This window comes from Burkholderia sp. D-99, assembly GCF_011605345.1.
Classification (GTDB): domain Bacteria; phylum Pseudomonadota; class Gammaproteobacteria; order Burkholderiales; family Burkholderiaceae; genus Burkholderia.
Genome location: NZ_JAAOXM010000003.1, coordinates 91520 through 116797, shown reverse-complemented (window position 1 = coordinate 116797; position 25278 = coordinate 91520). Strand labels below are relative to the sequence as shown.

Annotated in this window: 21 protein-coding genes and 1 tRNA gene; 9 read left to right on the top strand and 13 right to left on the bottom strand. The window is 67.8% G+C overall.

Going from position 1 to position 25278, the window contains the following annotated elements:
- Window positions 1-7 precede the first annotated feature (7 nt).
- The 6 genes from tolR to HAV18_RS14450 all read left to right on the top strand — a co-directional run bounded on the left by tolR (window position 8) and on the right by HAV18_RS14450 (window position 4400).
- Complete coding sequence (gene tolR / locus HAV18_RS14475) at window positions 8-457, top strand: protein TolR (RefSeq protein ID WP_031399575.1); 450 nt, start codon at window positions 8-10, stop codon at window positions 455-457.
- The gene (tolA, locus tag HAV18_RS14470; protein ID WP_166956966.1) at window positions 454-1509 is read left to right on the top strand and encodes a cell envelope integrity protein TolA; all 1056 of its coding nucleotides are present in this window, start codon (window positions 454-456) and stop codon (window positions 1507-1509) included. The genes tolR and tolA overlap by 4 nt, the downstream gene beginning before the upstream one ends.
- Before the next feature lie 111 nt (window positions 1510-1620).
- Window positions 1621-2916 (top strand): Tol-Pal system beta propeller repeat protein TolB, encoded by a 1296-nt coding sequence (gene tolB, locus HAV18_RS14465; protein ID WP_059685118.1) that lies wholly within the window; start codon window positions 1621-1623, stop codon window positions 2914-2916.
- A gap of 17 nt (window positions 2917-2933) precedes the next feature.
- The gene (gene pal / locus HAV18_RS14460) at window positions 2934-3446 is read left to right on the top strand and encodes a peptidoglycan-associated lipoprotein Pal (protein ID WP_021157174.1); all 513 of its coding nucleotides are present in this window, start codon (window positions 2934-2936) and stop codon (window positions 3444-3446) included.
- A gap of 19 nt (window positions 3447-3465) precedes the next feature.
- Complete coding sequence (ybgF, locus tag HAV18_RS14455; protein WP_011351071.1) at window positions 3466-4215, top strand: tol-pal system protein YbgF; 750 nt, start codon at window positions 3466-3468, stop codon at window positions 4213-4215.
- Between the two features lie 108 nt (window positions 4216-4323).
- Window positions 4324-4400: transfer RNA gene (locus HAV18_RS14450), tRNA-Lys, on the top strand.
- 101 nt (window positions 4401-4501) lie between these two features.
- Here HAV18_RS14450 and HAV18_RS14445 read toward each other — a convergent pair.
- The 9 genes from HAV18_RS14445 to HAV18_RS14405 all read right to left on the bottom strand — a co-directional run bounded on the left by HAV18_RS14445 (window position 4502) and on the right by HAV18_RS14405 (window position 12226).
- Window positions 4502-4909, bottom strand: a complete 408-nt coding sequence (locus HAV18_RS14445; protein WP_166956964.1) for a DUF3592 domain-containing protein — start codon at window positions 4907-4909, stop codon at window positions 4502-4504.
- Window positions 4910-4978: 69 nt separating this feature from the next.
- Window positions 4979-5926 (bottom strand): fatty acid desaturase family protein, encoded by a 948-nt coding sequence (locus HAV18_RS14440; protein ID WP_166956962.1) that lies wholly within the window; start codon window positions 5924-5926, stop codon window positions 4979-4981.
- Window positions 5923-6540 (bottom strand): phosphatase PAP2 family protein, encoded by a 618-nt coding sequence (locus tag HAV18_RS14435; RefSeq protein WP_166956960.1) that lies wholly within the window; start codon window positions 6538-6540, stop codon window positions 5923-5925. Before HAV18_RS14435 ends, HAV18_RS14440 begins: the two co-directional genes overlap by 4 nt.
- Window positions 6537-7694, bottom strand: a complete 1158-nt coding sequence (locus HAV18_RS14430) for a glycosyltransferase family 1 protein (protein WP_166956958.1) — start codon at window positions 7692-7694, stop codon at window positions 6537-6539. Before HAV18_RS14430 ends, HAV18_RS14435 begins: the two co-directional genes overlap by 4 nt.
- A complete protein-coding gene (locus tag HAV18_RS14425) occupies window positions 7691-8440 on the bottom strand; it encodes a hypothetical protein (RefSeq protein WP_166956956.1) in 750 nt (249 codons plus the stop codon). The genes HAV18_RS14430 and HAV18_RS14425 overlap by 4 nt, the downstream gene beginning before the upstream one ends.
- The gene (locus HAV18_RS14420; RefSeq protein ID WP_166956954.1) at window positions 8437-9453 is read right to left on the bottom strand and encodes a hypothetical protein; all 1017 of its coding nucleotides are present in this window, start codon (window positions 9451-9453) and stop codon (window positions 8437-8439) included. Before HAV18_RS14420 ends, HAV18_RS14425 begins: the two co-directional genes overlap by 4 nt.
- Window positions 9454-9518: 65 nt before the next feature.
- Window positions 9519-10583: a glycosyltransferase family 2 protein gene (locus HAV18_RS14415; RefSeq protein ID WP_166956952.1), complete on the bottom strand. Its 1065-nt coding sequence runs from the start codon at window positions 10581-10583 to the stop codon at window positions 9519-9521.
- Between the two features lie 149 nt (window positions 10584-10732).
- A complete protein-coding gene (gene yiaA / locus HAV18_RS14410; RefSeq protein WP_011351064.1) occupies window positions 10733-11176 on the bottom strand; it encodes an inner membrane protein YiaA in 444 nt (147 codons plus the stop codon).
- A gap of 102 nt (window positions 11177-11278) precedes the next feature.
- Window positions 11279-12226 carry an AraC family transcriptional regulator gene (locus tag HAV18_RS14405; RefSeq protein WP_166956950.1) on the bottom strand — a complete coding sequence of 316 codons (948 nt, stop codon included), beginning with the start codon at window positions 12224-12226 and terminating at the stop codon, window positions 11279-11281.
- Window positions 12227-12355: 129 nt separating this feature from the next.
- Between HAV18_RS14405 and HAV18_RS14400 the strand changes: the two genes are divergently transcribed.
- The 3 genes from HAV18_RS14400 (at window position 12356) to cysC (ending at window position 14524) form a co-directional block, all read left to right on the top strand.
- Window positions 12356-12685, top strand: a complete 330-nt coding sequence (locus HAV18_RS14400; RefSeq protein WP_014897972.1) for a carboxymuconolactone decarboxylase family protein — start codon at window positions 12356-12358, stop codon at window positions 12683-12685.
- Window positions 12686-12924: 239 nt separating this feature from the next.
- A complete protein-coding gene (locus HAV18_RS14395; protein WP_166957863.1) occupies window positions 12925-13758 on the top strand; it encodes a class II glutamine amidotransferase in 834 nt (277 codons plus the stop codon).
- 169 nt (window positions 13759-13927) lie between these two features.
- On the top strand, window positions 13928-14524 hold the full coding sequence (gene cysC, locus HAV18_RS14390; protein WP_166956948.1) for an adenylyl-sulfate kinase: 597 nt from the start codon (window positions 13928-13930) through the stop codon (window positions 14522-14524).
- 142 nt (window positions 14525-14666) lie between these two features.
- Here cysC and HAV18_RS14385 read toward each other — a convergent pair whose 3' ends face one another.
- The 4 genes from HAV18_RS14385 to HAV18_RS14370 form a co-directional block, all read right to left on the bottom strand.
- Window positions 14667-15341: an N-acetyltransferase gene (locus HAV18_RS14385; protein ID WP_166956945.1), complete on the bottom strand. Its 675-nt coding sequence runs from the start codon at window positions 15339-15341 to the stop codon at window positions 14667-14669.
- On the bottom strand, window positions 15338-16666 hold the full coding sequence (locus HAV18_RS14380; protein WP_166956943.1) for an aminotransferase class I/II-fold pyridoxal phosphate-dependent enzyme: 1329 nt from the start codon (window positions 16664-16666) through the stop codon (window positions 15338-15340). The genes HAV18_RS14385 and HAV18_RS14380 overlap by 4 nt, the downstream gene beginning before the upstream one ends.
- Before the next feature lie 64 nt (window positions 16667-16730).
- Window positions 16731-17648: a UDP-3-O-acyl N-acetylglycosamine deacetylase gene (locus HAV18_RS14375; RefSeq protein WP_166956941.1), complete on the bottom strand. Its 918-nt coding sequence runs from the start codon at window positions 17646-17648 to the stop codon at window positions 16731-16733.
- Window positions 17645-25276 (bottom strand): type I polyketide synthase, encoded by a 7632-nt coding sequence (locus HAV18_RS14370; RefSeq protein ID WP_166956939.1) that lies wholly within the window; start codon window positions 25274-25276, stop codon window positions 17645-17647. The genes HAV18_RS14375 and HAV18_RS14370 overlap by 4 nt, the downstream gene beginning before the upstream one ends.
- Between the last annotated feature and the right edge of the window lie 2 nt (window positions 25277-25278).

The following is a 25278-nucleotide window of genomic DNA, read 5'->3' as shown; positions in this document are numbered from 1 at the left end:
GCGCGCCATGGCAGGAAGTCCCATCCGATCCAGCATGCGCGGCGGCCGTTCGCGCCGTGCGATGGCCGACATCAACGTCGTGCCGTACATCGACGTGATGCTGGTGCTGCTCGTGATCTTCATGGTCACCGCACCGCTCGTCGCCCCGTCGATCATCAACCTGCCGACCGTCGGCAATGCCGCGCCGCAGGAGCAGACGCCGCCCGTCGTCGTCAACATCAAGGCCGACCGCACGATGAGCGTCAAGTACAAGGGCGACTCGGGCGCGACCCAGGAAGACACGATGACGAAGGCCGAGCTCGACAGCTTCATCGCGGCCCGGCAGGCCGATCACCCTGACCAGCCGGTCGTGATCGCGGCCGACAAGACCGTGCAGTACGATGCAGTCATGACCGTGATGTCCGATCTGAAGGCGCGCGGCGTCAAGCGCGTCGGTCTCCTCGTCAAATCGCAATGAACCCGCAGCAATCCACGCGCAGCACCGGCTACCCGCCTCAGCCTCCCCGCGAGCGCGGTACCTGGCGCGCATTCGCGCTCGCCGCGCTGATGCACGTGCTGCTCGCGCTGTTCCTCTATCACGGCGTACAGTGGCAGAACAGCACGCCGGCCGGCGCCGAAGCCGAGCTGTGGACCGAGGTGCCCGACGTGCCCGCGCCGCGGCCCGTCGTCACGCCCACGCCGCCCGTGAAGGTCGCGCCGCCCCCTCCCCCGGTACGCGATGAGCAGGCCGACATCGCGCTGCAGCAAAAGAAGCGGCAGCAGGAAGCGGCTGCGCGTGAAGCGCTGCTCGAGCAGCAGCGCCGCGCGCAGCAACTGAAGGCCCAGCAGGAAGACGAAGCCCGGCGCGCCCAGCTTGCGGCGCAGCAGGCAGCCGCACTCGCTGCGCAAAAGGCCGCGGAACGCGACCGGCAGAAGCAGGCCGACAAACTCAAGCAACAGCAGCTCGCCGAGCAGCAGAAGCTCGAACAGCAGAAAATCCAGCAGCAGAAGCAGGCGCAGCTCGAAGCGCAGCAGGCGGCGAAAGCGAAGGCCGACGAGGCCGCGAAGGCAAAGGCGGAAGCCCAGGCCAAGGCGAAGGCCGAAGCCACGGCGCGCGCGAAGGCCAATGCGGCAGCGAACGCGAAGCTCGACCGCGAGCGCAGCGCGCGTCTCGCGCAGATGCAGGGCCTGTCCGGCGCCGGTGAAGGCGGCGGCGAAGGCCTCGCGAAAAGCGGCACGGGCACGGGTTCCGGCGGCAATGCCGCGACGCCCGGCTATGCCGACAAGGTGCGCCGCCGCGTCAAACCGAACATCGTTTGGGGCGGCGAGCGAGCAGGCCTGACTACCGTCGTCAAGATTCGGTGCACGCCGTCCGGTGACGTATTGAGCGCATCGGTCTCCCGCTCCAGCGGGAATTCGGGGTGGGATCAAGCCGTGGTCAATGCGATCCACGCATCGGTCCCGTTGCCGCCCGATTCTAACGGTCGTACCCCGTCGGACATTACGATTACCTTCAAGGCGGCGGAGTGAAAGGAAATACGCTTACACTCCGTGCGTCGCGATCAGACGGGAACGAATCGGGTATTTTTACTGTCTCTCTGCGGTTGCGCAGCGATCCAAGTCATACGGGAAGCAAGAAGCATGAGTTTGATGACAAAGCTAGGTTTCAGGGCACTCGTGGCCTCGTGTCTGATCACGGCGGGCAGCGCCGCTAACGCTCAGGTCAACGTGCTGATCACCGGTGTCGGGTCGACCCAGTTCCCCATCGCCACCGCGAATTTCGCGAACGAGGCGAACCTGCCGCAGCAGGTCACGTCGATCGTCCGCGCCGACCTCGCCCGCAGCGGCAAATTCACCAACATCGACGCAGGCAGCACGCCCGTGCCGGAGACCGCATCGGTCGATCTCGGCGCATGGAAGGCCAAGGGCGCCAATGCGTTCGTCGCCGGCAGCGTGAACCGCGAGGCGAACGGCCAGTACAAGGTCAACTTCATTCTGTACGACACCGTGAAGCAGCAAAGCCTCGGCGGCCTGTCGCTGACGGCCACCGACACCACGCTGCGCACGGCCGGCCACAAGATCGCCGACTACATCTACCAGAAGCTGCTCGGCGTGCGCGGCGTGTTCGCCACGCGCCTGTCGTACGTGATCAAGACCGGTAACCGCTACCAGTTGCAGATCTCGGATTCGGACGGCCAGAACGCGCGCATCGCGCTGTCGAGCACCGAGCCGATCATCTCGCCGTCGTGGTCGCCGAGCGGCACGAAGGTCGCGTACGTCTCGTTCGAGCGCAAGAAGCCGATCGTCTACATCCACGACCTGCCGACCGGCCGCCGCTACATCGTCTCCGACCAGAAGGGCAACAACAGCGCACCGGCATGGTCGCCGGACAGCAACACGCTGGCCGTCGCGCTGTCGCTGACGGGCAATACGCAAATCTATACGGTCAACTCGACGGGTGGCGGCCTGCGCCGCCTCACGCAGAGCAGCTCGATCGACACCGAGCCGTTCTACTCGCCGGATGGCCGCTGGATCTACTTCACGAGCGATCGCGGCGGTGCGCCGCAGATCTACCGGATGCCCGCACAGGGCGAAAGCGCCGGTGCCGCGCAGCGCGTGACCTTCACCGGCAGCTACAACACGAGCCCGCGTATCAGCCCGGACGGCAAGCTGCTCGCTTACATCTCCCGCACGGGTGGGGGCTTCAAGCTGTACGTTCAGGATCTGCAATCGGGCGCGGCGAACGCCATCACGAATACGAATCGCGACGAATCGCCGAGCTTCGCGGCAAACGGCCAGTACCTTCTGTACGCTACCCAGTCGGGTGGTCGCAATGTTCTGGCAGCAGTGCCCTCCGACGGCAGCGCGCCGCCGCAAATCCTGTCCGTCCAGGGCGGCTCCGTACGTGAGCCGTCGTGGGGGCCCTTCATGCAATGACCACAAGGAGAGTAACCATGATGTCGAATAAAGCTCGTCTGGCCCTGGCCGTGATGATGATCAGCGCGCTCGCAGCGTGCAAGTCGGGCGTGAAGCTCGACGACAAGGCCAACAACGCGGGTGCCGTCAGCACGCAGCCGAGCGCCGACAACGTCGCGCAAGTGAACGTCGATCCGCTGAACGACCCGAACAGCCCGCTCGCGAAGCGCAGCATCTACTTCGACTTCGACAGCTATTCGGTGAAGGACGACTACCAGTCGCTGATGCAGCAACACGCCCAGTACCTGAAGAGCCACCCGCAGCGCCACGTGCTGATCCAAGGCAACACCGACGAACGCGGCACGAGCGAGTACAACCTCGCGCTGGGCCAGAAGCGTGCGGAAGCCGTCCGCCGTGCGATGGCACTGCTCGGCGTGAACGATTCGCAAATGGAAGCCGTGAGCCTCGGCAAGGAAAAGCCGCAGGCGACGGGTCACGACGAAGCATCGTGGGCGCAGAACCGTCGCGCCGACCTCGTCTACCAACAGTAAGTAACGGAAGAATCGCCGTATGACGCACCGTGTATCCCTGCTGCGCGTTGCCGCAGCATTCTGCGTCGCGGGCGCGGCGTGGTCGGCCGCGCCGGCGCACGCCGGCGTGTTCGACGACAACGAAGCGCGCCGCGCCGTGCTCGACCTGCGCAGCAAGACCGACAACCTGGCCAGCCAGTTGTCGGCCGCCCAGCGTACGATCCTCGATCAATCCGGCCGTCTCGACCAGCTGAACCAGCAGGTCGCGACGCTGCGCGGCGAGAACGAGGATCTGACGAACCGGCTGACGACGCTCGAACGGCAGCAGAAGGAGTACTACCAGGATCTCGACACGCGGCTCAAGAAGTTCGAGCCGCAGCAGGCGACGATCGACGGCGTGGAAGGCACCGTGCAGCCGGGTGAAACGGATGCGCTCAGCGCGGCGCAGCAGCAGTTCCGCAACGGCAACTTCAAGGCGGCGGCGGCTTCGTTCCGCGCGTTCATCGCGAAGTATCCGCAGAGCCCCTACCAGCCGACCGCGCAGTACTGGTACGGCAATGCGCAATACGCGCTGCGCGACTACCGAGGTTCGACTGCAACGTGGCAAGGGATTGTCAGCAAGTTCCCGCAGCACCCGCGCGCCGCCGACGCCCTCGTGGCAATCGGCACGAACCAGCTCGAGCAAGGCCAGAAGGCGGCCGCGAAGAAGACGTTCGAGCAGGTCGTTTCGCAGTACGCCGGTTCGAATGCTGCGCAGACGGCGCAGGGCAAGCTTGAAACGATCAAATAATTATCGCGGCGGGTTGTTGACAGCCTAACAAGCCGTCGCTATAATCTTTTGCTCTTTGGGTCGCTGCAGAAGTTGTTGAAGCAACGAACCAACAGGTTTCAAGAACGTGGGGTGGTAACTCAGTTGGTTAGAGTATCTGACTTTTAATCAGAGAGTCGAGGGTTCGAGTCCCTCCCACCCTACCAACTATCTTTGATAGTGCAATTAAAGCCTCCCGAGCGGAGGCTTTTTTGCGTCTGTCGCGTCCGCGTCGATGCCCGGCATCCCGATGATGCCCGCCATACGCTCAGCCACGCCCTCCCCCTGACTTCGACAGAAGCGACTCCCCTGTCAAGCCCGCGTAAAGAAACGCAATCGTGAAAGCGATCGGGATGATCGAATCGAGCCACATGTTCGTGAACGTGTCGACTGTTGCGCTGGCTAGCGGCCTGGCCGGGTCATAGCGAACCGGCACCGTGTCACCGACCTCCACCGTCACGAAGCTCCCCGGAAACGATACGCGCTCGCCGCTTTTCGTCGCGAACTCGATCAGCGGGTGATGCGCGCCGTGGGTCAACCGGACGACCGTTCCCTGCACGGCAACGGACGATCCGATAAAAGCGAGCCGTTCGTCGATCGTTGCCGCACTCCACACCGCCAGGATCGCGCCGAACGCCAGCGCCACGTAATTGAACCTCGGAGTCTTCTCGGCCATCATGTTTTCCGGTGTCGATCCGTTCACGACTCCCGCACCGGACGGGGCAGGCAATGCTCCGCCCGCGCGTCAGCGCACACTGACGTCGCGCAGCACGCCACCATATCCCGCGTACAGGTTGCCGTCCGGCAGCAACTGCCGCTGCGCGAGCTGCCGATGCACGACCGGCAGGTTATGAAACGGCATCCGCGTGAACAGGTGATGCTCGATATGAAAATGAATCGCGTGCGGGCCGAACAGGAACGTCTGCCACGAACGCCTGACGATCGTGCGCGCGTTGCGGCTCTGGTCGGCACCTGCCGGCAGCCCCGCGTGTTCGAAGATCGCGCGCACCTGTCCGGCGAGCGGTAGCAGCGTGACGGACGGCACGATCCACAACGTGACGTACAGCAGCGGATGTCCGGCCCATGCGAGCGCGCCGAACAGCACACCGTTGGCGGCCAGCATCGACGCGACTTCCCATGCGGCATACGCGCGCGACTTCCCGACCTTCGGCAACGCATGCGCAAACTCTCCGCGCGCGAGCTTCACGACACTCGTCACGTAGCCGATCCCGCACGCGTACGCGAGCAGACGGCCGATCAGCCGCCCGCGCGTCACCGGATAGTCGTGCACGCCGAACAGCAGCGCGACGGGATCGTCCGACTGCATCGGTGCGCGATGATGCTTCAGATGGCCTGCACGATACGTTCGCAGCGACAGCCACAGCGGGCCGGCCGCGAACAGCTGGCCCAGCACGTCGTTGACGCGCCGGTTCCGCGCCAGCAATCCGTGCGCGCCTTCGTGCATCATGACCGCGAGCGCAAGCTGGCTGCGCGCGATCACGATCGCGGCCAACGCGTACACGAGCGGATGCGCAAACGCGATCGCAACGGCGAACGCAGCGGCGATCATCAACCAGTCGCCTGCCAGCGCCGCACCGACGCGCGACGCATCCACGCGAAACAACGCGGGATCGGGCACGAACCGCTCAAGCTCGGCATTCGGCCCGTCAGGGTGAACACGGTCATCCGTCACGCGAGCCTCCTGCGCAGCGAACGCCGCTCGACCCACAGCGCACTGACCGTCGCGAGCGCCACGCCGCCCAGCACATCGGCAACCGTATGCTGCTTGAGCGTCAGCGTCGACGTGCAGATCAGCAGGCCGACCGCCACGGTCACGAGCCGCCGCCGGTCCGCCAGCATCCGGCAGGCAAGACACGTCACCGCGACATGCAGGCTCGGAAAGCCGTTGGCCGCGAGATCGAGCTGCCACATGCGCGCGAGACGGTGGCGCACGAACGCATTGCCGATCTCCGCGACGTCGGGCCGCGGCACGGCTTCCGGAAACAGCAGGAAGCACACGACACCGAGCACGAACGCGATCAGCACGGCTTCCTTGAACGCGGCGAACGCGGGCGGCCGTGCATACGCGGCAAGCGCAATCACGAACGGAAAGAAGCCGACATAGACGAACCACGACCACGCGATGAACGGAATCCACGCATCAATCGCGGTGGCAAACACGTAGCGCGGCGTGACGCCGCGCTCCAGCAGAAAAAAGATCGCGAGGCCGGCCACCATGCCGAACGTCGCGGCGAGCATCTGCCGGATCTCGGGCCGGCGATCGTCACGGAACGACAGCGAATTCATCGTGGCGCCGGCGCCTCGCATCGCGTATCCGCATCGGCCACCTGCGCATGCGGACGCAGCGCGAGGAGGCGCGACGTCCATGCATCGACGCGCGCACGCGCTTGCTTGCGGCCGGCGATCGTCCCTGCCTGCGTGCCGGGATTGCGCATCAGCTCGGCTGCGGCCTGCCCGACTTCCCGCCGAAACGCAGCCGCATCGCCGCGCCACGTGACGACGCGGTGCACGAGTTGCAGCCTTGCCGCGCGCGCGGCGTTGCTCGCCTGCTCGGGCTGATCCGACTGCACGAGCAGGATCGGGCGGCGATACACACGCGCGATCGACAGCGCGGCCATGCCGGGCGCCGACACGATCAGCGGCGCATGGGCGGCGCGAGTCACCCAGTCGGCGTCGACGCCGGTCCAGCCGTCGTGCCCGGCATAGCCCTCGCCCACACGGTGTGCGGCGAGCCCCGCGTCGCGCATGCCGGCCGACAACGCATCGGCGAGCGCGATATCGCGGAAATGCGGATTCAGATAGACGGCTGCGGCAGCCGGTTCCGAAGCCGGCCGTTCGGCGACGATCGGCACCGGCGTCGGCAGCCGGCAATGCGTACGCGATCGCCGGACTTCATCGGCGACATCGTATGCAAAATCGTGTTCGATGCAGCACCGCGCCGAATCGATCTGCCAGTCGACGATCCGTGCGAAAGCACGCGCCAGCACGCGCGGCAACCGCGCATCGAAATTCGCGGTCAACGCACGGCGCAGGCTGCCGCCGTACACGTGGACAACGCGGCGCCGCCAGCCCGGCACCGCGCCCATGAACAGCAGCGCCGGATGAAACGAGTCGTTGATCACGAGATCGGCATCGCGGCCGATCGCACGCAGCCGCGCGATGTCGCGCAGCATGCGCGTCGGCCGGAACACGTAGTGCGCGACATTGCGATCGGTCGCATCGCGCAGCATGTTCTGCCGTTCGTCGAACTGCACCGCGTAGTGGCGGGACAGCACGGCCGCGTCGATGTCGAACGCAGCCAGGAATGCCTGCCCCGCATCGGACGTCGTCAACACGTCGACCTGCGCGCCGGCCGCACGCAACGCATGCACGAGCAGTTGCGCCCGCATCAGGTGGCCGCGCGCGTCGGCCGTCGCGAGATAGACGATCCGCGGCATCATGCGCGTGGACGAAGCGACTGGAGCCAGCCGACCGCGACCATCGCCAGCGCGCCCGTCACGCCGAAACCGGCTTCGATCGCTCGGATCTCGTCCAGCAACGCGGCGAGCGGCGCGGCCTCGGACGGCGCGACGAGACGGCGCAGCGTGTCCGCGCAGAGCCGGACGTGCCGCGTCTCGTCCGAGAGCACGCGCGAGAGCAACGGATACAGCGGATGCGCAGCGCCGATCGTCGCGCAGTGGCGCGCGAGCACGCGCATCGCCATCTGTTCCGCGCACAGACCCGTCGCATAGGCCGGCACGAGCACCCCTTGCGCGAAATGCGGCGCATGGCGCTGCGCGAGCCGGCGCCATCGCATGATCTTGCGCCGGCTCAGCCAGTCGGGCTCGTGCGGCGCGGCGGACGGCGCGACGCCGCGTGCGCGCAGCGCATCGGCAAACGCGGCCGCGTGGCGACGCTCGTCCGCGAGATGCTGCTCGATCCGCGGCGCGAGCCAGTCCGGCGGCTGCCCGGTCCAGTCCTCGTGCAACGCGCACTCGGTCGCTTCCTCGCCGATCAAGTACATGCGCAGCACCCAGCGCTCGCCATGCGTGCTGCGATGAAGCTGCCGGATCGCCGCCCGCTTGATGCGATCGACGAGGTACGCGCGCACCCGCGCCGCACCGCGCGGCACAGGCGCTTCGAGACAGTCGAAGCGTGCATCGTGCGCTGCCAGCGGTGGCGCCGGAAGCTCGCCTGCCGCAGTCATGCCGGCACGCCTCGTGCTGACGCGGATTTCGTCGCGGATACCGCAGCGGCGGCCGGATCGCGACGCCATCCGAGGATCAGGCCGATGAAGCTTTCCTGCATGAACGCATGCGCGGACGCGGTCGCACCCGCAAACGCCTCCTCGCGGCCGTTCACGCGCAGATAGCCGCTGCCGTCGCGCGCGCCGAATTCGATCCGGTCGTTTTTCCGGAAACCGCGCTCGCGCACGTCTTTCAGCAGCACGCTGCCGTCGAGGCCGAACAGGAACAACTCGCGCTGCGCGACCCACACCGGAATGTGATTGCTCAACGCATCGAAACGGATCGACCACGTGCCCGACGCCAGTGCACGATCGACGTCCGCATCGTGCGGTGCGCTCGACGTGAAGCTCGCACGCGCGACCGACTTCGTCAGGCCGCCGACACCGAGCGCGATCGTGATGTCGTCCGCGGACGGCTGCTTCGGATCGGTCGCGCTCACCTTCACGAGATGCCGTGCGAGCCGCGACGCCAGCGACGGATGCGCGAACAGCGCCAGCGTTTCGTCCGGCGTGAGCACGTCGCGCTCGCCATCGCCCTCCTTCACGCGCACGCGATACGGATCGATCCGGACCTCGGTGAACGTGCCGTGCACGGGCGCATGGACATACACGTCACGGTCCCATTTCGCGCCGTCGCGACGCAGCAGCACGTGCACGCTCAACGGCACGCGCTGGCCCTCGCCGTCGACGCCCGTGCCCTGCAGCAGCACGTCGCAGAGCACATCCTTCGTGCGGCGCGTCGCATCGCTCGAGAAGACGATCGCGTGCGCATCGGTATCGATACTCGCGTGAACGTCGGGCGCATCCAGCGCGACGCGATTGCAGTCCGCGGCGGCCGCGTTCGCGAACGGACAGCCGCTTTGCGACGCGAAGTGGTAGATCCCGCGCCCCGCGTGATCGACCGGCGTGGCATGGGCGCCGGCGCTGGCGGCAAACAGGGCGAGGCAGGCAACACGGGTGGCGAGAGAGGGCATGGTCGTTGTCGGGATGGATGCAGGATGTCGGCGTGTCGTGGCCGCGCGCGATGCACGGCGCCGGTTCAATGACGGTGATAGGACAGCGCGTCGAGATCGCGCCGGGCCGATGCGCGTCCGGCAAGACCGAAACCGCGCGCGAGCGCACCGAGCGTATCGACGGCGGACGCCGCGATCGTGACGCCGACGGCCGCGAGATAGCGGACCGCGCCAAGCTGCGGCAACTGCTGGCGATTGAGCGCGCGCAGGCTGTAGCCGAGCCGCATGGCCATCACGCAGAACGGGCCGAGCGGGCCGCTGCGTCCGAGCCACTGCCATCCGCGCGGCAGGTAGGCGTTTACGAGATACGGCGTCAGCCCGACGCTGTCCTCGCCGCGCATCCAGCGCAGCTTCAGCGATTCGCGATGCGTGTCCGGCAGCCGATGTTCGGTGTGCGCGGCCGGCGCGAATTCGACGGCCACACCGGCCGCCTGCATTCGCAGCCCCATCACCTGGCAGTGCGCGCGATAGACGCCGTCGAGCGGCTCGTAGCGAAATTGCGCGAACACGTCGCGCCGGAACGCGACGTTGTTCGCGTAGAAATTGCGCGTCGCGCCGTCGCGCAGCGGGCTCGGGAAATACATGAAATCAATCGACGTCAGCGCGATGCCGAGCACGTTCGGCGCATAGCTGGTGCGCCCCGCCACCGCGACGGGCGTATCGCCGGCTTCGCGCGCGAACGGTGCGAGCAGGTGCTCGAGCCAGTCGTCGGCCGGCCGGCAATCGGCATCGCCGAACACGACGATGTCGCAGCGGGCCGCGTCGACGCGATCGAACCCGTCGTTCTTCGCATCGTAGTAGCCGGTGCTCGCACCGATCTCGACGAAGTCGATCGGGCGGCCGGCCAGCGCGGCGATCTCCGCACACGCATCGGCCGGCAGGCCGTCGTGCGTGATGATCCATTGCGCGAGTGCTGCGGGCGGCACGGTCTGCTTCGACAGCGCCGATACGAGGCGCTTCAGGCTATCGACGGCCTGAGCGAGGCCGGCGCCGCCGCGCAGGTTGTTCGTCTCCAGCACGAGCGCGGCCTTCGCCGCCACGGCATGCGCCGCCGTGCGCGTGCGCGGTGAGGTTTCTGTAAGGTCTGGCATCCTGAATGTCTCCATCCTCATGCGCGACGGCATGGATGAAACGAACGGGCGGCAAGCCCGCGGCGCATCGGCGCGTCGATGAATGCACGGGTCGCCCGCGCCCGTCGTCGCGAAACGGGCGGCCCGGAAGGCGCCCGCGTCGCGTGCCGTCACTCCTGGACGGACGGCGCCGATTCAGCGTCGGTATAGCGCGGCTTCGCGTTCTGCAGGTCACGCGTGTTCTTCTGCACGGCCACCGCACCGAACAGCGCGAGCACGAACGACATCGCGTAGAAGCCCTTCTCGCTCAGTTGCAGCGTCGCGTTGAAAAGTCCGACGACCAGCAGCGCGATCGACAGCAGCAGCGCGATCCAGCTGAGGCCGTAGTAGATGCCGGTGACGGGAATGCCTTCCGCGCGGTCGCGCACGCTCTTCTGCAGCGAGATCGCCGCATAGAGGCCGAACACCAGCACGGTGAAGTAGTAGCCCTTCTCGTTGAGCTGCATGCCGGCGTTCCAGAGCCCGATCAGGAAGGCCGCGAAACCGGCGAGCAGCGCGGCCCACGACGCGGCCACGAACGCGAACGACGGCTGCTGGATAGTGGTCTGGTTCATTGCTTTGCCCTCTCTTTCTTCTTGTGCGAAATCGTTTTCGTTGAACTGCGTTTCGCGCATGGTAGCAGCTTTGGCACGCGGCAAGACGGCTTGCTTGCAGTCTTACAATTCGCGCTGCGCCCGTCGCCAGCGCCCCGGCGTCGTACCGAGCACCGCGCGAAACGCCTTGCCGAAAGCGGCCTCGGACTGGTAACCGACCGCCTGCCCGATCTCCGCCTGCCCGCGTTGCGTGTCCTGCAGCAGCGCGCACGCATGCATCATCCGGATCTGCGCGACGAACGCGCCGACACTCATTCCGGCCCGCTCGCGGAAATGCCGGGCGTACGTCGCACGCGACATCGCGGATGCGTCGCCGAGCGCCTCGACCGTCCACGGTTTCTCCGGCGCCTGCAGGACGGCCTGCACCGACGGGCCGAGCCGCGCATCCGCAGCCAGCGCAAGCCAGCCTGACGGCACGCGCGCACCCCGACCGTATGCGCGCAACGCATACGCGAGCAGCGCCTGGCCGAGCGCGTTCACGATCGCGCCGGCGCCCGGCTGCCCATTCGACGCCTCGGTACGCAGCACGCTCGTCAGCAGTTGCAGCGGCGCGAACCCCGATGCCTCGCGCAACCCGACATGCAGCACGGGCGGCAGCGTGCGCATCAGCAGTTCGCCCGCGCCGCGCGCATAGACGAACCGTCCGCACAGCAGGTCCACGCTCGCGCTGCCCGGTTCGGCCGGATCGAGATTCGACTTGACCGGTAGCACCGCGCCGCCGCCGGCGCCCTGTTCGCGCAGCACCGCAACCGGCCCCGACCGGCCGGCCCCAGCGTCGAGCAGGTCGTGCGCGCCGCCCGCGGGCAGCAGCACGAAATCGCCGTCGGCGAGCTGCAGCGAGCGCCCGTCCGCGGTACGCAGCCGGCACGTTCCGGCCAGCACCAGGTGAAACGCCGCCTCACCGCGCGGCAGCGGATCGTGCGGCATCGCGAACGGCCCGTCGAGCAGGCAGCGCACGTCGAGCTCGACATGGCTGCGGCCCAGCGACAGCAGTTGACTCAGGGCATCCATGAGACGATTGCGCTAAAAATTGACACTCTAGCGTATCGAAACCCTCAGCGCGAACGATCAGAATAGCCCTGTATCGCCCGAGATCGCGGCGCCCGCCGCCCTCCTCACCTCTTCTCGAAAGGACGCATCATGCTGAACTGGAACGAATACCGGAAGGAACTCTCGACGCGCATCGGCGAGATCGCCAAGCTGTCGCCCGATACGCTGGCCGGCTACAAGGCACTGTCCGGCGCCGGCGCCAAGACAGGCCATCTCGACGCAAAGACGCGCGAGCTGATCGCACTTGCGGTCGCGGTCACGACGCGCTGCGACGGTTGTATCGCCGTACACACCGCGGAAGCCGCCAAGCATGGCGCGACAAAGGAGGAAGTGGCGGAAGCGCTCGGCGTCGCGGTTGCACTGAACGCGGGTGCGGCGCTCGTCTATTCGGCGCGCGTGATGGACGCGCTCGGCGACTGAACCTGGCGGCCGCGGCGCTGCCTTCGCGTGGCGGCGCCCGGCCGCGTGGCCGCGTGGCCGCGTGGCTGCATGGCTGCATGGCTGTATGTCCGCCCGGTTGCGCATCGCGCATCCGGGCCAAGCGAGGTATGAAGATTGGCCAGCGTACCTGCCCGAATGGCCGGCCGAGCGCACACGGGCACGGATGCGCCGCGAAGTCGGCTACCATGCGCAAACGATCCATCGTGAAGGAGCGCTCCATGTGCCGCTGGCTCGCCTATACGGGTAATCCGCTTCATCTCGAAACCGTACTGTTCCGCGCGAAGCATTCGCTGATCGACCAGAGCCTGCATTCGGAGCTGGGGGCGACCACCACCAACGGCGACGGTTTCGGCATCGGCTGGTACGGGCGCCCCGACGAACTCCCGTTCCGCTACCGCTCCGTGCATCCCGCGTGGAACGACCGCAACCTGCGCGAAGCCGCGCGCGCGATCCGCTCGCGGATGTTCATCGCGCATATCCGCGCGGCCACCGACACACCCGTTCAGGAAACCAACTGCCACCCGTTCCGCCACGGCCGCTGGCTGTTCGCGCACAACGGGCTGATCCGCGACTTCCACAAGCTGCGCCGCGACCTGACGATGAAGGTCGATCCCGCGCTGTTCCCGACGCTCGAAGGCTCGACCGACTCCGAACTGATGTTCCGCCTCGCACTGACTTACGGCCTCGAGCAGACGCCGCTGCCCGCGCTCGAGCGGATGGTCGGCGTGGTCGAGGAAACCGCCGCGCGGCATCGCGTGGCCGAACCGCTCAACATGACGATCTGCGCGACCGACGGCGAACGGATCATCGCGGTACGTTATTCGAGCGAACGGCAATCGCGTTCGCTGTTCCACAGCACGTCGTTCAAGCACCTGCACGAGTTGTATCCGCACAACCCGCGCATCGCCGAAGCCGGCGACGACGCGTTCATGGTCGTGTCCGAGCCGCTCGTCGACCTGCGGGGCGCGTGGGAGGAAGTGCCGGAGAGCATGGCGATCGTCGCGCAGGGTGCCGATGTGCAGCAGCGGCCGTTCAGCCCGCGGCGGAAGTAGCGCATCGACACCGTTGACCGCATCGCGATGGTGGTGCCAAACGTATGCGGACGAAATAATTCGTTAAAAGAGGATGGGATTACATACTTTCTAGCGCGTTACAATTCGCCGCAGGAGTAAACGAAACTCAAACAAAACAACTGCACGATCGTCGCACCTCATATTGGACATGCCTGAAAATTTCAAGAATTTGCCACCCGCCACGTCGACGGATTGTCAATCCGCACGCCCTGGCGCAAAACAGGATCGAGCCTTCGTGGTGTGGCTGACCGGTATCTCCGGCGCAGGCAAGTCGACGCTGGCGACTCTGCTGCAGGAACAACTCGATGCCCGCGGACTGCGCACCTATCTGCTGGATGCCGACCGCCTGCGCGAAGGGCTGAACCGGGATCTCGGATTCAGCGATGCCGATCGCCATGAAAATATCCGGCGAACCGCCGAGGTGGCCAGGCTGCTGGTGGATGCCGGTTTCGTCGTCATCGCTGCGCTGATCTCGCCCTTTCAGGAGGCGCGCACCAAGGCACGCGCGCGCTTCACGGCCGGGACGTTTATCGAGGTCTTTGTCGACGCTGCCCTGGAAGTGGCCGAGGCACGCGATCCGAAGGGACTCTACGCGCTGGCGAGACAAGGCAAGATTCGCCAATTTACCGGCATCGATTCCGTCTATGAGCGACCGCAGTCCCCTGACGTTCACGTCAGGACGGCCGAGACGAGTCCCTTGGAGTGTGTGGACGCGATCATCCGGAAACTGCCGCTGGACGGTTGACGTCGTCGTGATCGAACGTCATCCCGCGCGCGTCGGTACGCCACTCGCGCGAACGGCAAACGCGTTCACGCGATGCGCCGACGCGCAGCAGCGGCCGTTCAGCCCGCGGCGGAAGTAGCGCAGCAGGCTGCCATACGCGCCATCAGGCGCGGCGCGAAAAACGCATCCGGATCGAATCGAGTTCGGCGGGCAGCCGGCGCGAACGGGCGCGCGGCCGCGGCAGTGCGGTGAACCCGAGCCGTTCGTACAGCGCGCGGGCCCGCACATTGCGGGTCAGCACGTCGAGGACGACGTCGCGGCTGCCGTCGGCGGGCAATGCGCCGGTGTCCAGTGCGTCACGGAACAGTGCGCTGAAGATGCCCGTGCCGCGCTGCCGCTCGTCGGTTGCGCAATGCGCGACGAGAATCTGCGAACGCTTCGGCGCCGGAATTTCCGTTTCGAGGATCAGCCCGCGCAACAACTGGCCGATCGTGTGGCGTACGCCGAAGAAGCGCGCCAGTGCCCACACGACATGCACGTCGTCGAACAGCGTCTGCTGCCCGTCGTGAATCGCCATCACGGCGAGCACCGCACCGTCGTCGGCGACCGCGACACGATGCCGGCGCCACGAGAAGCGCCCATGACGCGACCGGAACGCCTGCTGCAGGAAGGCGATGCAGCGCGCGTCGCTTTCGCCGAGAAAGAACCCGAATTCGGCCACGCCCGACGCAAACACAAGCGGCGCGCACGCCGCCGCGTCGCCCGCATCGGCCGCACGAAACCGCACATGCTCGCCGGCACGCGGAACCGCTTGCGCGAACGCACCGGTCAGCGTCATGCGCTGCGCCCAGCGAGTCGGGACAACACGGCGACCGTCCGGCTGATCTGCTCCGGCTCGTGCGTCGAGCAGATGAAGAAGCGCAGGCGCGCAGCCTTTTCCTCGACGGCCGGATAGAAGATCGGCTGCACGTTGATCCCTTCGTCGAACATCGCATTCGCCCACTGCGCGGCCTTCAGCGAACTCCCGGTAATCACCGGCACGACCGCATAACCCGCACTCGTGCCCGTATTCAGCCCGGCAGCACGCGCTTCGTTCAGGAACTGCCGCCCGCGCGCCTGCAATTGCGCGACGCGCGCCGGCTCGGCCTGCAGGCGCTCGAGCGCGGCCAGCGACGCTTCGGCGAGCGTCGGCGCCAGCCCGACGCTGTACAGGAAGCCCGGCGCCAGATGGCGCAGCATGTCGACCAGCGGCTGGCAACCGGCGATGAAGCCGCCGCAGCCGGCCAGCGTCTTGCTCATCGTGCCCATCCACATGTCGACCTGGTCGGGCGCGACACCGCAATGCTCGCGGATGCCTTTGCCGGTCGCACCGAGCACGCCGAGCGAATGGGCCTCGTCGACCAGCAGGAATGCACCATGGCGGGTCTTCACGTCGACGAAGCGCTGCAGGTCGGGGAAATCGCCGTCCATGCTGTACAGCCCTTCGATCGCGATCAGCACGTGCCGGTATTCGCGACGCACGCGCGACAGCAGCTCGTCGAGCGCCTGCCAGTCGTTGTGCGCGAAACTCAGCCGCTTCGCGCCGCTCAGCTGCGCGCCCTGCACGATGCTGTTGTGCGCGAGCGCATCGTGGACGATCAGGTCGCCCGGGCCGAACAGCGCGCCGATCACGGTCACGTTGGTCGCATGGCCGCTCACGAACGCGACGCAGTCGTCGGTTTCGTAGAACGTGGCCAGCGCGCGTTCGAGATCGCGCTGCACCGGGCGTTCGCCCGCGACCATCCGGCTCGCCGATGCCGACGTGCCGTACCGGTCGATCGCGGCTTTCGCGCGCGCGGACACGTCCGGATCGCCTGCCAGGCCGAGGTAGTTGTAGTTCGCGAAGTTCAGGTATTCGCGCCCGCCGATCTGCGTCGTCGCACCGGCGACGCCGTCGTGCACACGGAAAAACGGCGAGTCGACGCGCAGCTTCTCGCCCATCTCGCGCATGATCCGAACCTGCTGATACTGCGGCATCGATTCGAAGCGGCTGCGCGCCGATGCGGTCTGCGCTGCCGGCGTGCCAGGCACGCCCGGTGCTGCGGCAGCATCAGTCGCGCGCTCCAGTTGCCGTTTCAGCGCTTTCGCCGCCAGTTGCTGGCGAAGATGCTCTCCCAGTGCCATTGCTTCCTTCGCTGTATCTCGAAAAGCCGCTATGTTACGCCGCGCGAGATAAAAAGGCGTGGTGTTACGCGTCGGAAAACTCGGCCCACTGCCACGCGTCGGGCGCGGCCAGCAGCGCATCGACCAGCCGGAAATTCATCTCGTGGCTCGGCCGCAACGCGCTCACGCGCGCCAGCAGCGGCGCGCCGGCCAGCGCGAGATCGCCGACCAGGTCGAGCACGCGGTGCCGGACAAATTCCTCCGGCATGCGCATCCCGCCCAGCACGCGGCTGCCGACGATGGACGCGGTGCACGACGGCCGCGCGCCGCGCAGGATCGGTACCCCGCGCAGGTAGCCGGCGACGATCGCCGGTACAGCCCACTTCACGCGCCCGTACGAGCGCGACGGCGCAATTTCGGTAGCGAATGCGGCCGGCGTCAGCGCGCCGTCCCAGTGCATGTCGCCGAAGCCGCGCAGGTCGTTGCGCACGCTCAGTTCGTAACGCGACGCCGGCTCGATCCGCATTTCGCGCCGCTGGTCGCCCTCGCCGTCCGCGACGACGACAGGCCGCAGCACGCGGATGAAGCGTTTCGGCGCATCGAGCGCGACGCGGCCGCACGCGCGGATGGCGTCCACCCACGGCGCGGCACTGCCGTCGAGAATCGGCACTTCCTCGGCGTCGATCTCGACGATCGCATGATCGATCTCGCATGCGATCAGCGAAGCGAGCAGATGCTCGATCGTACGTACGCCGACGCCGTCGGCATTGCGCAGCATCGTGCACAGCGGCTGGGCGCGGCGCAACGCGGGACCGACCGGCAGCGTCGCGAGCGTGCGCCCCTGCGCGACGCGACGGAACACGATACCCGTCACGCCGTCCTCCGGACGCGCGGGCAGGATCCGCACGCGCACCCGGCGCCCCGTGTGCAGCCCGTGACCGTCGATCGCAAGCGGTCCTGCCAGCGTGCCCTGACTCGTCGCCCAGCCGGACGGCGCGCTCATCGCGCGACCTCCAGCGTCGGCGACGCCTGGCCCACCACGGACGCCGGCCGCGTATCGAGCATCGCACGCGCTTCGCCTTCGATCGCGTGCTTCGCGGCAAGCGCCGCGACGGCTTCCTGCGCGGCATCGGTCGCGGTATCGGAGCCGGCCTCGGCCGACGCGCCGATCGAATCGACAATGCGTCCGGCCAGCGTCGTCACGGACGCGCCCTCGGCGATCGCCATCACCGACAGCTTGACCTCGAACGCTTCCTCGACCGCAAGGCCGAGTTCCATCCCCATCAGCGAATCCATGCCCATGTCGAGCACCGACTTGTCGAGCGCGATGCGATCCGGCGTCATGTGCAGGATCCGCGCGATCTGCGCCTGCAGCGTCCGGGCAACCAGCGCGATCGCTTCGTCGCGCGCCAATGCCAGCACTTCTTCCCTCAGTTGCGTGCCGCCGTCGCGCGCATCGCCGCCTTTCGCATGCGATTGCAGCAGCGAATACCGGCGTGCCTTCGCAGCAGGCATCCCGCGTGCCACGGCATGCCAGTCGAGCCGGACCACGGCTTCGCCTGCCGCGCCCGCAACCAGCGCGCGCTCGAGCGCGACCATCGCCTCGCCGGACGTGATCGATGCCCCGCCGATCCGCGACTGCAGCGCCTCACGCGTATCCGCGTGGCGCGCGAGGAAACCGACGTCCTCGAGCGGGCCCCACGCCATGAACGTGCCGGGCAACCCGGCCGCGCGGCGATGTTCGACGAGTGCCTCGAGGAAACTGTTGGCCGCGACGTAATTCGACTGCCCCGGATTGCCGAGATAGGTCGTCGCCGACGAATAGACGACGAACAGGTCGAGCGGCAGCGCGCGTGTCGCACGATGCAGGTTCCATGCGCCGGCCACCTTCGGTGCGAGCACCGCGGCCATGCGCGCATCGTCGAGATTGCGCACGAGGCCGTCGTCGATCGACATCGCGGAATGCAGCACACCCTTGAGCGGGCTGTCGCGCCGCGCGATCGCGGCAATCATCGCATCGACCGCCGCCGCATCGGTCACATCGCACGAGACGACATCGACCGTGACGCCGAGCGTCGCGCGCCAGCGCTCGACCTCCTCGCGTGCCGCACCGGCAAGCTCGCCGGAGCGGCTCGCCAGCGTCAGCCGGCGGGCGCCGCGCTCGACCATCCAGCGCGCGCTCGCGAACCCGAGCCCGCCCGTGCCGCCGACCACCAGGTACGTGCCATGCGGATCGAGCGCGAGCGAACCCGCGCGCGTGACGCCGCGCGTCGGGGTCGGCGTGCCGGACGGATAGGTCACGAGTACCTTGCCGATCTGGCGCGCCTGCTGCATGTAGCGGAACGCATCCTCGGCCCGTTCGGCGGGAAACGCGCGATACGGCAGCGGGTGCAGCACGCCTGCGGCGAACAGCGTCATCACTTCGCCGAACAGCCGTTCGGTCAGATCCGGCAACGCACCCATCAGTTGGTCGGCGTCGATGCCGAAATAGCTGATGTTGTTGCGGAACGGCCGCAGCCCGATATGGCTGTTTTCGTAGAAATCGCGCTTGCCGAGTTCGAGGAAACGACCGAACGGACGCAGCGTGTCGATGCTGCGCACCATGGCTTCGCCGGCCAGCGAGTTCAGCACGATGTCGATGCCCTGCCCGCCCGTCAGTGCGCGAATTTCGTCCGCGAACGCAAGGCTGCGCGAATCGAGCACGTGGTCGGCGCCGAGCAGGCGCACGAACTCGCGCTTCTCGTCGCTGCCGGCCGTCGCGAACACTTCCGCGCCGAAATGGCGCGCGAGCTGGATCGCGGCGATCCCGACGCCGCCCGCGCCGCCGTGCACGAGCACACGCTCGCCGCGACGCAGCCGCGCGAGTTCGACGAGCGCGTAATACGCGGTGAAGAACGTGGTCGGCACGGTCGCCGCTTCCTCGAACGACAGGCGTTCGGGCTTCAGCGCGATCGCTTGCGCACGCGTCCTGACGCGCGTCGCGAACGAGGCCGGCGCGAAGCCGAGAATCGCATCGCCCGGCGCGAATTCCGTCACGGCGCCGCCCACCCGGACGACGCGGCCGGACAACTCCATGCCGATCGTCGCGCCCGCGAAGCCGGTCTCGACCGCTTCATCGGACAAGAGCCCCATCGCATACATCACGTCGCGGAAATTGAGGCCGGTTGCAACCGGCTCGATCTCCACCTCGTCCGCGCCCAGCGTGCTTTCCGGCAACGCGAACCATTCGAGATTGCGCAACGAGCCAGGCGCATCGAACGCGAGCACGGCCGCACGCGCAATCGCGCCATCGCTGCGGACCGCGGCCTGTGCGGCTGTCAGCATGCGCGGCACCAACCGCCCGTGCGCCCCAAGGACGACTTCTTCCTCGACCGCCGAGCCGGTCAACTCGCGAATCAGCGCATCTGGAATCCCGTCCGCTGCGCGATCGATGTCGATCAGGCGGCACGCAAGTTCGGGATGCTCGTTCGCCAGCACGCGACCGAGGCCCCACAGCGTTGCCTGTTCCGGATGCGCGTTCGCGGTCCCGGCGAACGGCGCGCCGCCGCGCGTGACGACGGTCAATCGTGTGGCCGCGTTCGGCTGCGCGCCGAGCGTGCGGACGAGTGCCGCCAGCGCGATCGCGCCGTAACGCTGCGCGGCCATCAGGCCATCCCCCGTCGCCGATTCGGCGAGCGGTGCTTCCGGCGCGCAGAACACGACATGCGCCGGCTGCCCGGCCGGCAACGACGCGATCGCGTCGGCCGCATGCGTGATGTCGACGATATCGGCCGGATAGCCCGCGCGCGCCAGCGCATCGGCCAGCCGCCCGCCGAAACTGCCGGCGGCATCCGGTGCGTGCATCACGAGCCATTGCTCGCTGCGCGCCAGCGTATCGAGATCGCTCGGTTCGTCGCTGCGTTGCGCAGCAACGGCGCTCGCGGGGTTGCGCGCGATGACGAACGTCGGCGTACCGTCCAGATCGAGCGATTGCTCGACATGCCGCACGACGTCGACGTAGCCCGCGCGTTCGAGTGCCGCATCGAGATCCGCCGGCGCCAGCGGCACGGGCGCGTCGGCTTCCGTCGACGAAGCCTGCGCGCCGAACACGATGTCGGAGAAGCGGCCGCCGCGCGACTCGGCCAGCAGCAGCAATCCGCCCGGCGCCAGCCATGACCGCATCGCGTTCAGCGCGTCGGCCACATCGTGACGGCCGCTCAACGCGCGGTTCGCGACGATCAGGTCGTAAGGCCCGGCTTCGTCGGCCGCCAGCGACAGCCGCTCGCCCGACTGCAGTGCAACCGTGCGCACCGCCGCTTCCGCATCCGTGTCGAATCCGGCCAGCTGGCCGGCCGTCGCCGCGATCGCGTGATCGCAGCGCGCGGCCGCGAGATGCATGCCGAGCGTCTGCAGCACGTCGCCGTCCGTCGCGCCCAGTTCGAGCACGCGCAATCGGCGCGCCGGTTGCCATCCGTCGACCGCCTGCTCGACGCTTGCGGTCAGCAACGCGTGCACGTGCTGCCACGTCGGCGATGCGGCAAGGAGCTGTTCAACCAGGCTGTGCCCGGTCGGAGACAGCAAGCGTGCGCCATCCTTCGCGCCGCCCAGCACGGCGGGCAACGCCGCGCCGCAATGCGCGAGCAGCGTCAGTTCGGCCACGTGCCCCGGCGATTCGGCCAGCAGCCCACGCCACAGCTCGTCGAGTGGCGGAAGCGCCGCACACGCCGCGTCGTCGCGCACGAGCAGCGCGCCATCGCGATGAGCGAGACCATCCTCGACCAGCATGTCGGCAAGACGCGCGGCCAGCGCCGCACGCCCGGCCGCCGGCTGCCACGTGCCGGCGAATGCGCCGAGCGCATCGAACGCACGCAGCGCGTAGAGGCTCGCCAGCACGTCGAGCAGCGGCAGGATTTCGGTCAGATGCTGCGTCCGGCGGCCGTCGTGCCCGGTCGCATCGAGCCGCGCGACGGCCTGTGCGAGCAGCGCGTCGGGGGCCGGCAAACCGGCTGCGTCGACGTCGCCCGGCAGCGGCACTTCTTCAAGGCGGTAGACGAAGCGCGCGGGCAGGTTCTGCCGACGGCCGACGAGATCGACGCGCCGGAACCGGCAAGCGCCGAGCCGCGCGACGATCGCGCCCCGCGCGTCGAGGAATTCGAAATGCGCGACGATCGAATGCGGGCTGTGCCGGTCGATCTTCACGAGCACCCGCTCGACCGTGTCGCCGCGCAGATAGTCGACCCGGCCGATCTGCACCGGCACGTAAGCCGGATGCTCGCCTTCGCGCGCGTGCGCCGCCAGCAATGCGAACAGCGGGTGAAAGCCGCTGTCCATCAGCGCCGGATGCAGCAGATAGGCGGACAATGCCCGCGCATCACCGCATGCGGCCGGCGCGGCGACGTCCGCCAGCGCCGCGCCGTCGCCCGCGGCGACCCGCACGGTGCGGACCCAGCGGAACGCCGGCCCGTAGCCGAGGCCGATGGCCGCCGTGTTTGCGTACAGCGTGTCGCCGTCGGCTGCGGGCAGCGCGAGCAGGCGCTCAAGCGCGTCGGACGGCACGACGCTCGTATCGCCGAGCGCATTGCCGCTTTCCAGCATCCGCCCCGTCACGTTCAGCGACCATGCGCTGTCGGACATCCGGTCGCGCGTCTCGATCGTGAAGGTCGCGGTGCGCGGCTCGATCACGAGCCGGAACAGTTTCGCCTGCTGCGGCTGGAATACGACCGGCGTGCGAATCTCGACGTTTTCGAGCGCCGCATCCGGCGTTTCGAAGAAGGTGCGTGCCGCGGCGAGGGCCATTTCCACGTAACCCGCGCCCGGGAACGCCACGCCGCCGTCGACGACGTGATCGGCCAGCATCGGCAGCTTCGCCGGATCGAGCTGGTTTTCCCACGCGAATGCGTGCTCATGCAGGCGATAGCCGAGCAGCGGATGCTCGCGGCGGCGATTGACGAGGCCGTAGCCTTCGACGGTCGGCGTCAGCCAGAAGCGGTCGCGCTGCCACGGATAGGACGGCAATGCAGCACGCGATTCGCCCGGCGCGAAGCGGTCGGGATCGACGCTCGCACCATGCGCGATCGACGCGAGAATCGCCTGCTGCAGCATCGCCGCGCTGCCGTGATCGCGCTTGAGCGTCGGCAGCGCCACTCCGGTTGCGCCGGCGGCCGCGAGTGCCTGTTTCACGTACGTGCGCAGAATCGAATGCGGCGACACCTCGATGAACAGCCGAACGCCCTGCTCGATCAAGTGCGCGATGCCGTCGCCGAAGCGCACGGGCTCGCGAATATTGCGCCACCAGTAGCGTGCGTCGAGCTCGGTGCCGGCAAGTGCGCCGCCGGTCACGGTCGACACGAACGTGCCATTGCCCGGCTGCGGCCGCAGGCTCGCCAGTTCGGCCAGCACGACCGGCTCGATGCGGTCCATGTGGCTGCTGTGGAACGCGTAGTCGAGATCCAGCATCTGGAAGAACTTGCCGCTGCCGCGCAGCGCCGCTTCCAGTGCCTGCAACCCCTGCAGCTCGCCCGCGAGCGTCACTGCATCGGGGCTGTTGATGCCGGCGATCTCGACACGGCGCGCCAGCCCGTGGCGTGCGATCAGTTCGCGTGCCGCCGCGTCGCCGATGCCGACGGCCGCCATCCGGCCGCTGCCGCGCGTCATCGCCTGCGCACGGCTGCGGATCTTGATCACGCGCACCGCGTCGGCGAGCGACAGCGCGCCTGTCACCCACGCCGCGGCAATTTCGCCGACGCTATGGCCGATCGCTGCGTCGTAACGCATCCCGCGTGCATCGATCACGCGGATCATGCCGACCTGGATCGCGAACAGCAGAGGCTGCGCGTTCTCCGTCGCGGCGAGCCATTCGGCACCCGCGCCGGCCAGCCATTCCGCGCTCGGGCCGCCGCGCATCACGTCGACCAGCGACGAACTGCCGTCGGCGCACCACAGTGCGTCGACTTCGTCGAGCGCGGCACGGAAGACGGCGTTCTCGGCATAGAGCTCGTTGCCCATCCCGACCCACTGGCAGCCGTTGCCCGAGAAGACGAGCGCGGTGCGCACCGCGTCGGCCGGCGCCTGCCCGGTCGCCACGCATGCGGGCAGCCCTTCCGGCGCCGCCTGGGCCAGCGCTGCAAGTGCCGCACGGCCTTCGGCCACGTCGGCCGGCGCGACGATTGCGCGATGTTCGAGCCATTGGCGACGACGGGCGCCCGCGGCGGCAAGCGCCTGCCAGTCGCCGCCATTGTCGAGCGCCGCAAGATATCGACCTGCGAGCGCGCCAAGCGCGTTCGCGCTGCGCGCGCTCAGGACGAGCGGAGACAGCTGCGCGTGAACAGGCTCAGGCGCGGCCGGGGACGCCTCGTTTGCAGCCGGCGCCTCGGTCAATATGACGTGTGCATTCGTGCCACCGAAGCCGAACGAGTTGACGCCGACTGACAGCGGCGCGCCGCCTGTGTCGAGCGGCATGTAGCGATCGACGACGCGCAGGCGCCCGCCGTCGAAATCGATGCCCGGATTGGGCGTGACGAAATGCAGCGAGCGCGGCACAGCGCGATGCTTCAGGCACAGCACGGCCTTCAGCAGCCCGGCCATGCCGGATGCCGTTTCGAGGTGGCCGATGTTGGTTTTTACCGAACCGATGAGCAGCGGACGATCTGCCGGGCGCTCGCCCGACACGACGTCGATCAGCGCACGCGCCTCGATCGGATCGCCGACCGCCGTGCCGGTGCCGTGCGCCTCGAGATACGCCAGGGACTGCGGATCGATGCCCGCGCGCGCATAGACGCTGCGCAGCAGCGATGCCTGTGCGGCCGCGCCAGGCACGCTGATGCCGCCCGGTGAGTGGCCGACCGAGTTCACGCCGGAGCCGGCGATCACCGCATGGATCGTGTCGCCGTCGGCGAGCGCGCGATCGAGCGGCTTGAGCAGCACGAACGCGCCGCCTTCCGAGCGGACATAACCGTCGCCGGTCGCATCGAACGCGCGGCAACGGCCGCGCGGCGACAACATCGACGCCTTGGAGAAGCTGACGAAACCGAACGGGTGCAGCAGCAGGTTGACGCCGCCCGCGAGCGCCACGTCGGCTTCGCCGGACTGCAGTGCCTTGACGGCCTGGTGAAGCGCGACGAGAGACGACGAGCAGGCCGTGTCGACGGACATGCTCGGGCCGCGCAGGTCGAACAGGTAGGAGACGCGGTTCGACGCGATACTCAGTGTGTTGCCGGTCGCCGAATACGGATCGATCACGTTCAGATCGTCCATGTTGCGGTTGCCGTAATCCATGCTGGCGGCACCGACGAAGACACCGCAGTTGCTGCCGCGCATGTCGGCCGGGCGCACGCCCGCGTCCTCGAACGCTTCCCATGCGAGTTCGAGCAACAGGCGCTGCTGGGGGTCCATCTGGGCCGCTTCGCGCGGGGAAATACCGAAGAACGCGGCATCGAAGCCGGCGACGTTGTCGAGCACGCCGGCCGAGAACGTGTAGCTCTTGCCCGGTTCGCGCTTGGACGGGTGCTGGTAGAAATCGGTGCCGAAACGGTCGGCCGGGATTTCGGTCACTGCGTCGCGTTCGTCGCGCAGCAGCTGCCAGAAGTCGCCAAGATTGTTAGCGCTCCCGGGAAACCGACAAGCCACCCCAATTATTGCAATCTTACTGTTCATCT

What these genes read in the sequence shown, in the direction of transcription:
- tolR (WP_031399575.1), top strand. Translation starts at nt 8, where the DNA reads ATGGCAGGAAGTCCCATCCGATCCAGCATGCGCGGCGGCCGTTCGCGC.
- tolA (WP_166956966.1), top strand. Translation starts at nt 454, where the DNA reads ATGAACCCGCAGCAATCCACGCGCAGCACCGGCTACCCGCCTCAGCCT.
- tolB (WP_059685118.1), top strand. Translation starts at nt 1,621, where the DNA reads ATGAGTTTGATGACAAAGCTAGGTTTCAGGGCACTCGTGGCCTCGTGT.
- pal (WP_021157174.1), top strand. Translation starts at nt 2,934, where the DNA reads ATGATGTCGAATAAAGCTCGTCTGGCCCTGGCCGTGATGATGATCAGC.
- ybgF (WP_011351071.1), top strand. Translation starts at nt 3,466, where the DNA reads ATGACGCACCGTGTATCCCTGCTGCGCGTTGCCGCAGCATTCTGCGTC.
- HAV18_RS14445 (WP_166956964.1), bottom strand. Translation starts at nt 4,909, where the DNA reads ATGGCCGAGAAGACTCCGAGGTTCAATTACGTGGCGCTGGCGTTCGGC.
- HAV18_RS14435 (WP_166956960.1), bottom strand. Translation starts at nt 6,540, where the DNA reads ATGAATTCGCTGTCGTTCCGTGACGATCGCCGGCCCGAGATCCGGCAG.
- HAV18_RS14430 (WP_166956958.1), bottom strand. Translation starts at nt 7,694, where the DNA reads ATGATGCCGCGGATCGTCTATCTCGCGACGGCCGACGCGCGCGGCCAC.
- HAV18_RS14425 (WP_166956956.1), bottom strand. Translation starts at nt 8,440, where the DNA reads ATGACTGCGGCAGGCGAGCTTCCGGCGCCACCGCTGGCAGCGCACGAT.
- HAV18_RS14420 (WP_166956954.1), bottom strand. Translation starts at nt 9,453, where the DNA reads ATGCCCTCTCTCGCCACCCGTGTTGCCTGCCTCGCCCTGTTTGCCGCC.
- HAV18_RS14415 (WP_166956952.1), bottom strand. Translation starts at nt 10,583, where the DNA reads ATGCCAGACCTTACAGAAACCTCACCGCGCACGCGCACGGCGGCGCAT.
- yiaA (WP_011351064.1), bottom strand. Translation starts at nt 11,176, where the DNA reads ATGAACCAGACCACTATCCAGCAGCCGTCGTTCGCGTTCGTGGCCGCG.
- HAV18_RS14405 (WP_166956950.1), bottom strand. Translation starts at nt 12,226, where the DNA reads ATGGATGCCCTGAGTCAACTGCTGTCGCTGGGCCGCAGCCATGTCGAG.
- HAV18_RS14400 (WP_014897972.1), top strand. Translation starts at nt 12,356, where the DNA reads ATGCTGAACTGGAACGAATACCGGAAGGAACTCTCGACGCGCATCGGC.
- HAV18_RS14395 (WP_166957863.1), top strand. Translation starts at nt 12,925, where the DNA reads ATGTGCCGCTGGCTCGCCTATACGGGTAATCCGCTTCATCTCGAAACC.
- cysC (WP_166956948.1), top strand. Translation starts at nt 13,928, where the DNA reads ATGCCTGAAAATTTCAAGAATTTGCCACCCGCCACGTCGACGGATTGT.
- HAV18_RS14385 (WP_166956945.1), bottom strand. Translation starts at nt 15,341, where the DNA reads ATGACGCTGACCGGTGCGTTCGCGCAAGCGGTTCCGCGTGCCGGCGAG.
- HAV18_RS14380 (WP_166956943.1), bottom strand. Translation starts at nt 16,666, where the DNA reads ATGGCACTGGGAGAGCATCTTCGCCAGCAACTGGCGGCGAAAGCGCTG.
- HAV18_RS14375 (WP_166956941.1), bottom strand. Translation starts at nt 17,648, where the DNA reads ATGAGCGCGCCGTCCGGCTGGGCGACGAGTCAGGGCACGCTGGCAGGA.
- HAV18_RS14370 (WP_166956939.1), bottom strand. Translation starts at nt 25,276, where the DNA reads ATGAACAGTAAGATTGCAATAATTGGGGTGGCTTGTCGGTTTCCCGGG.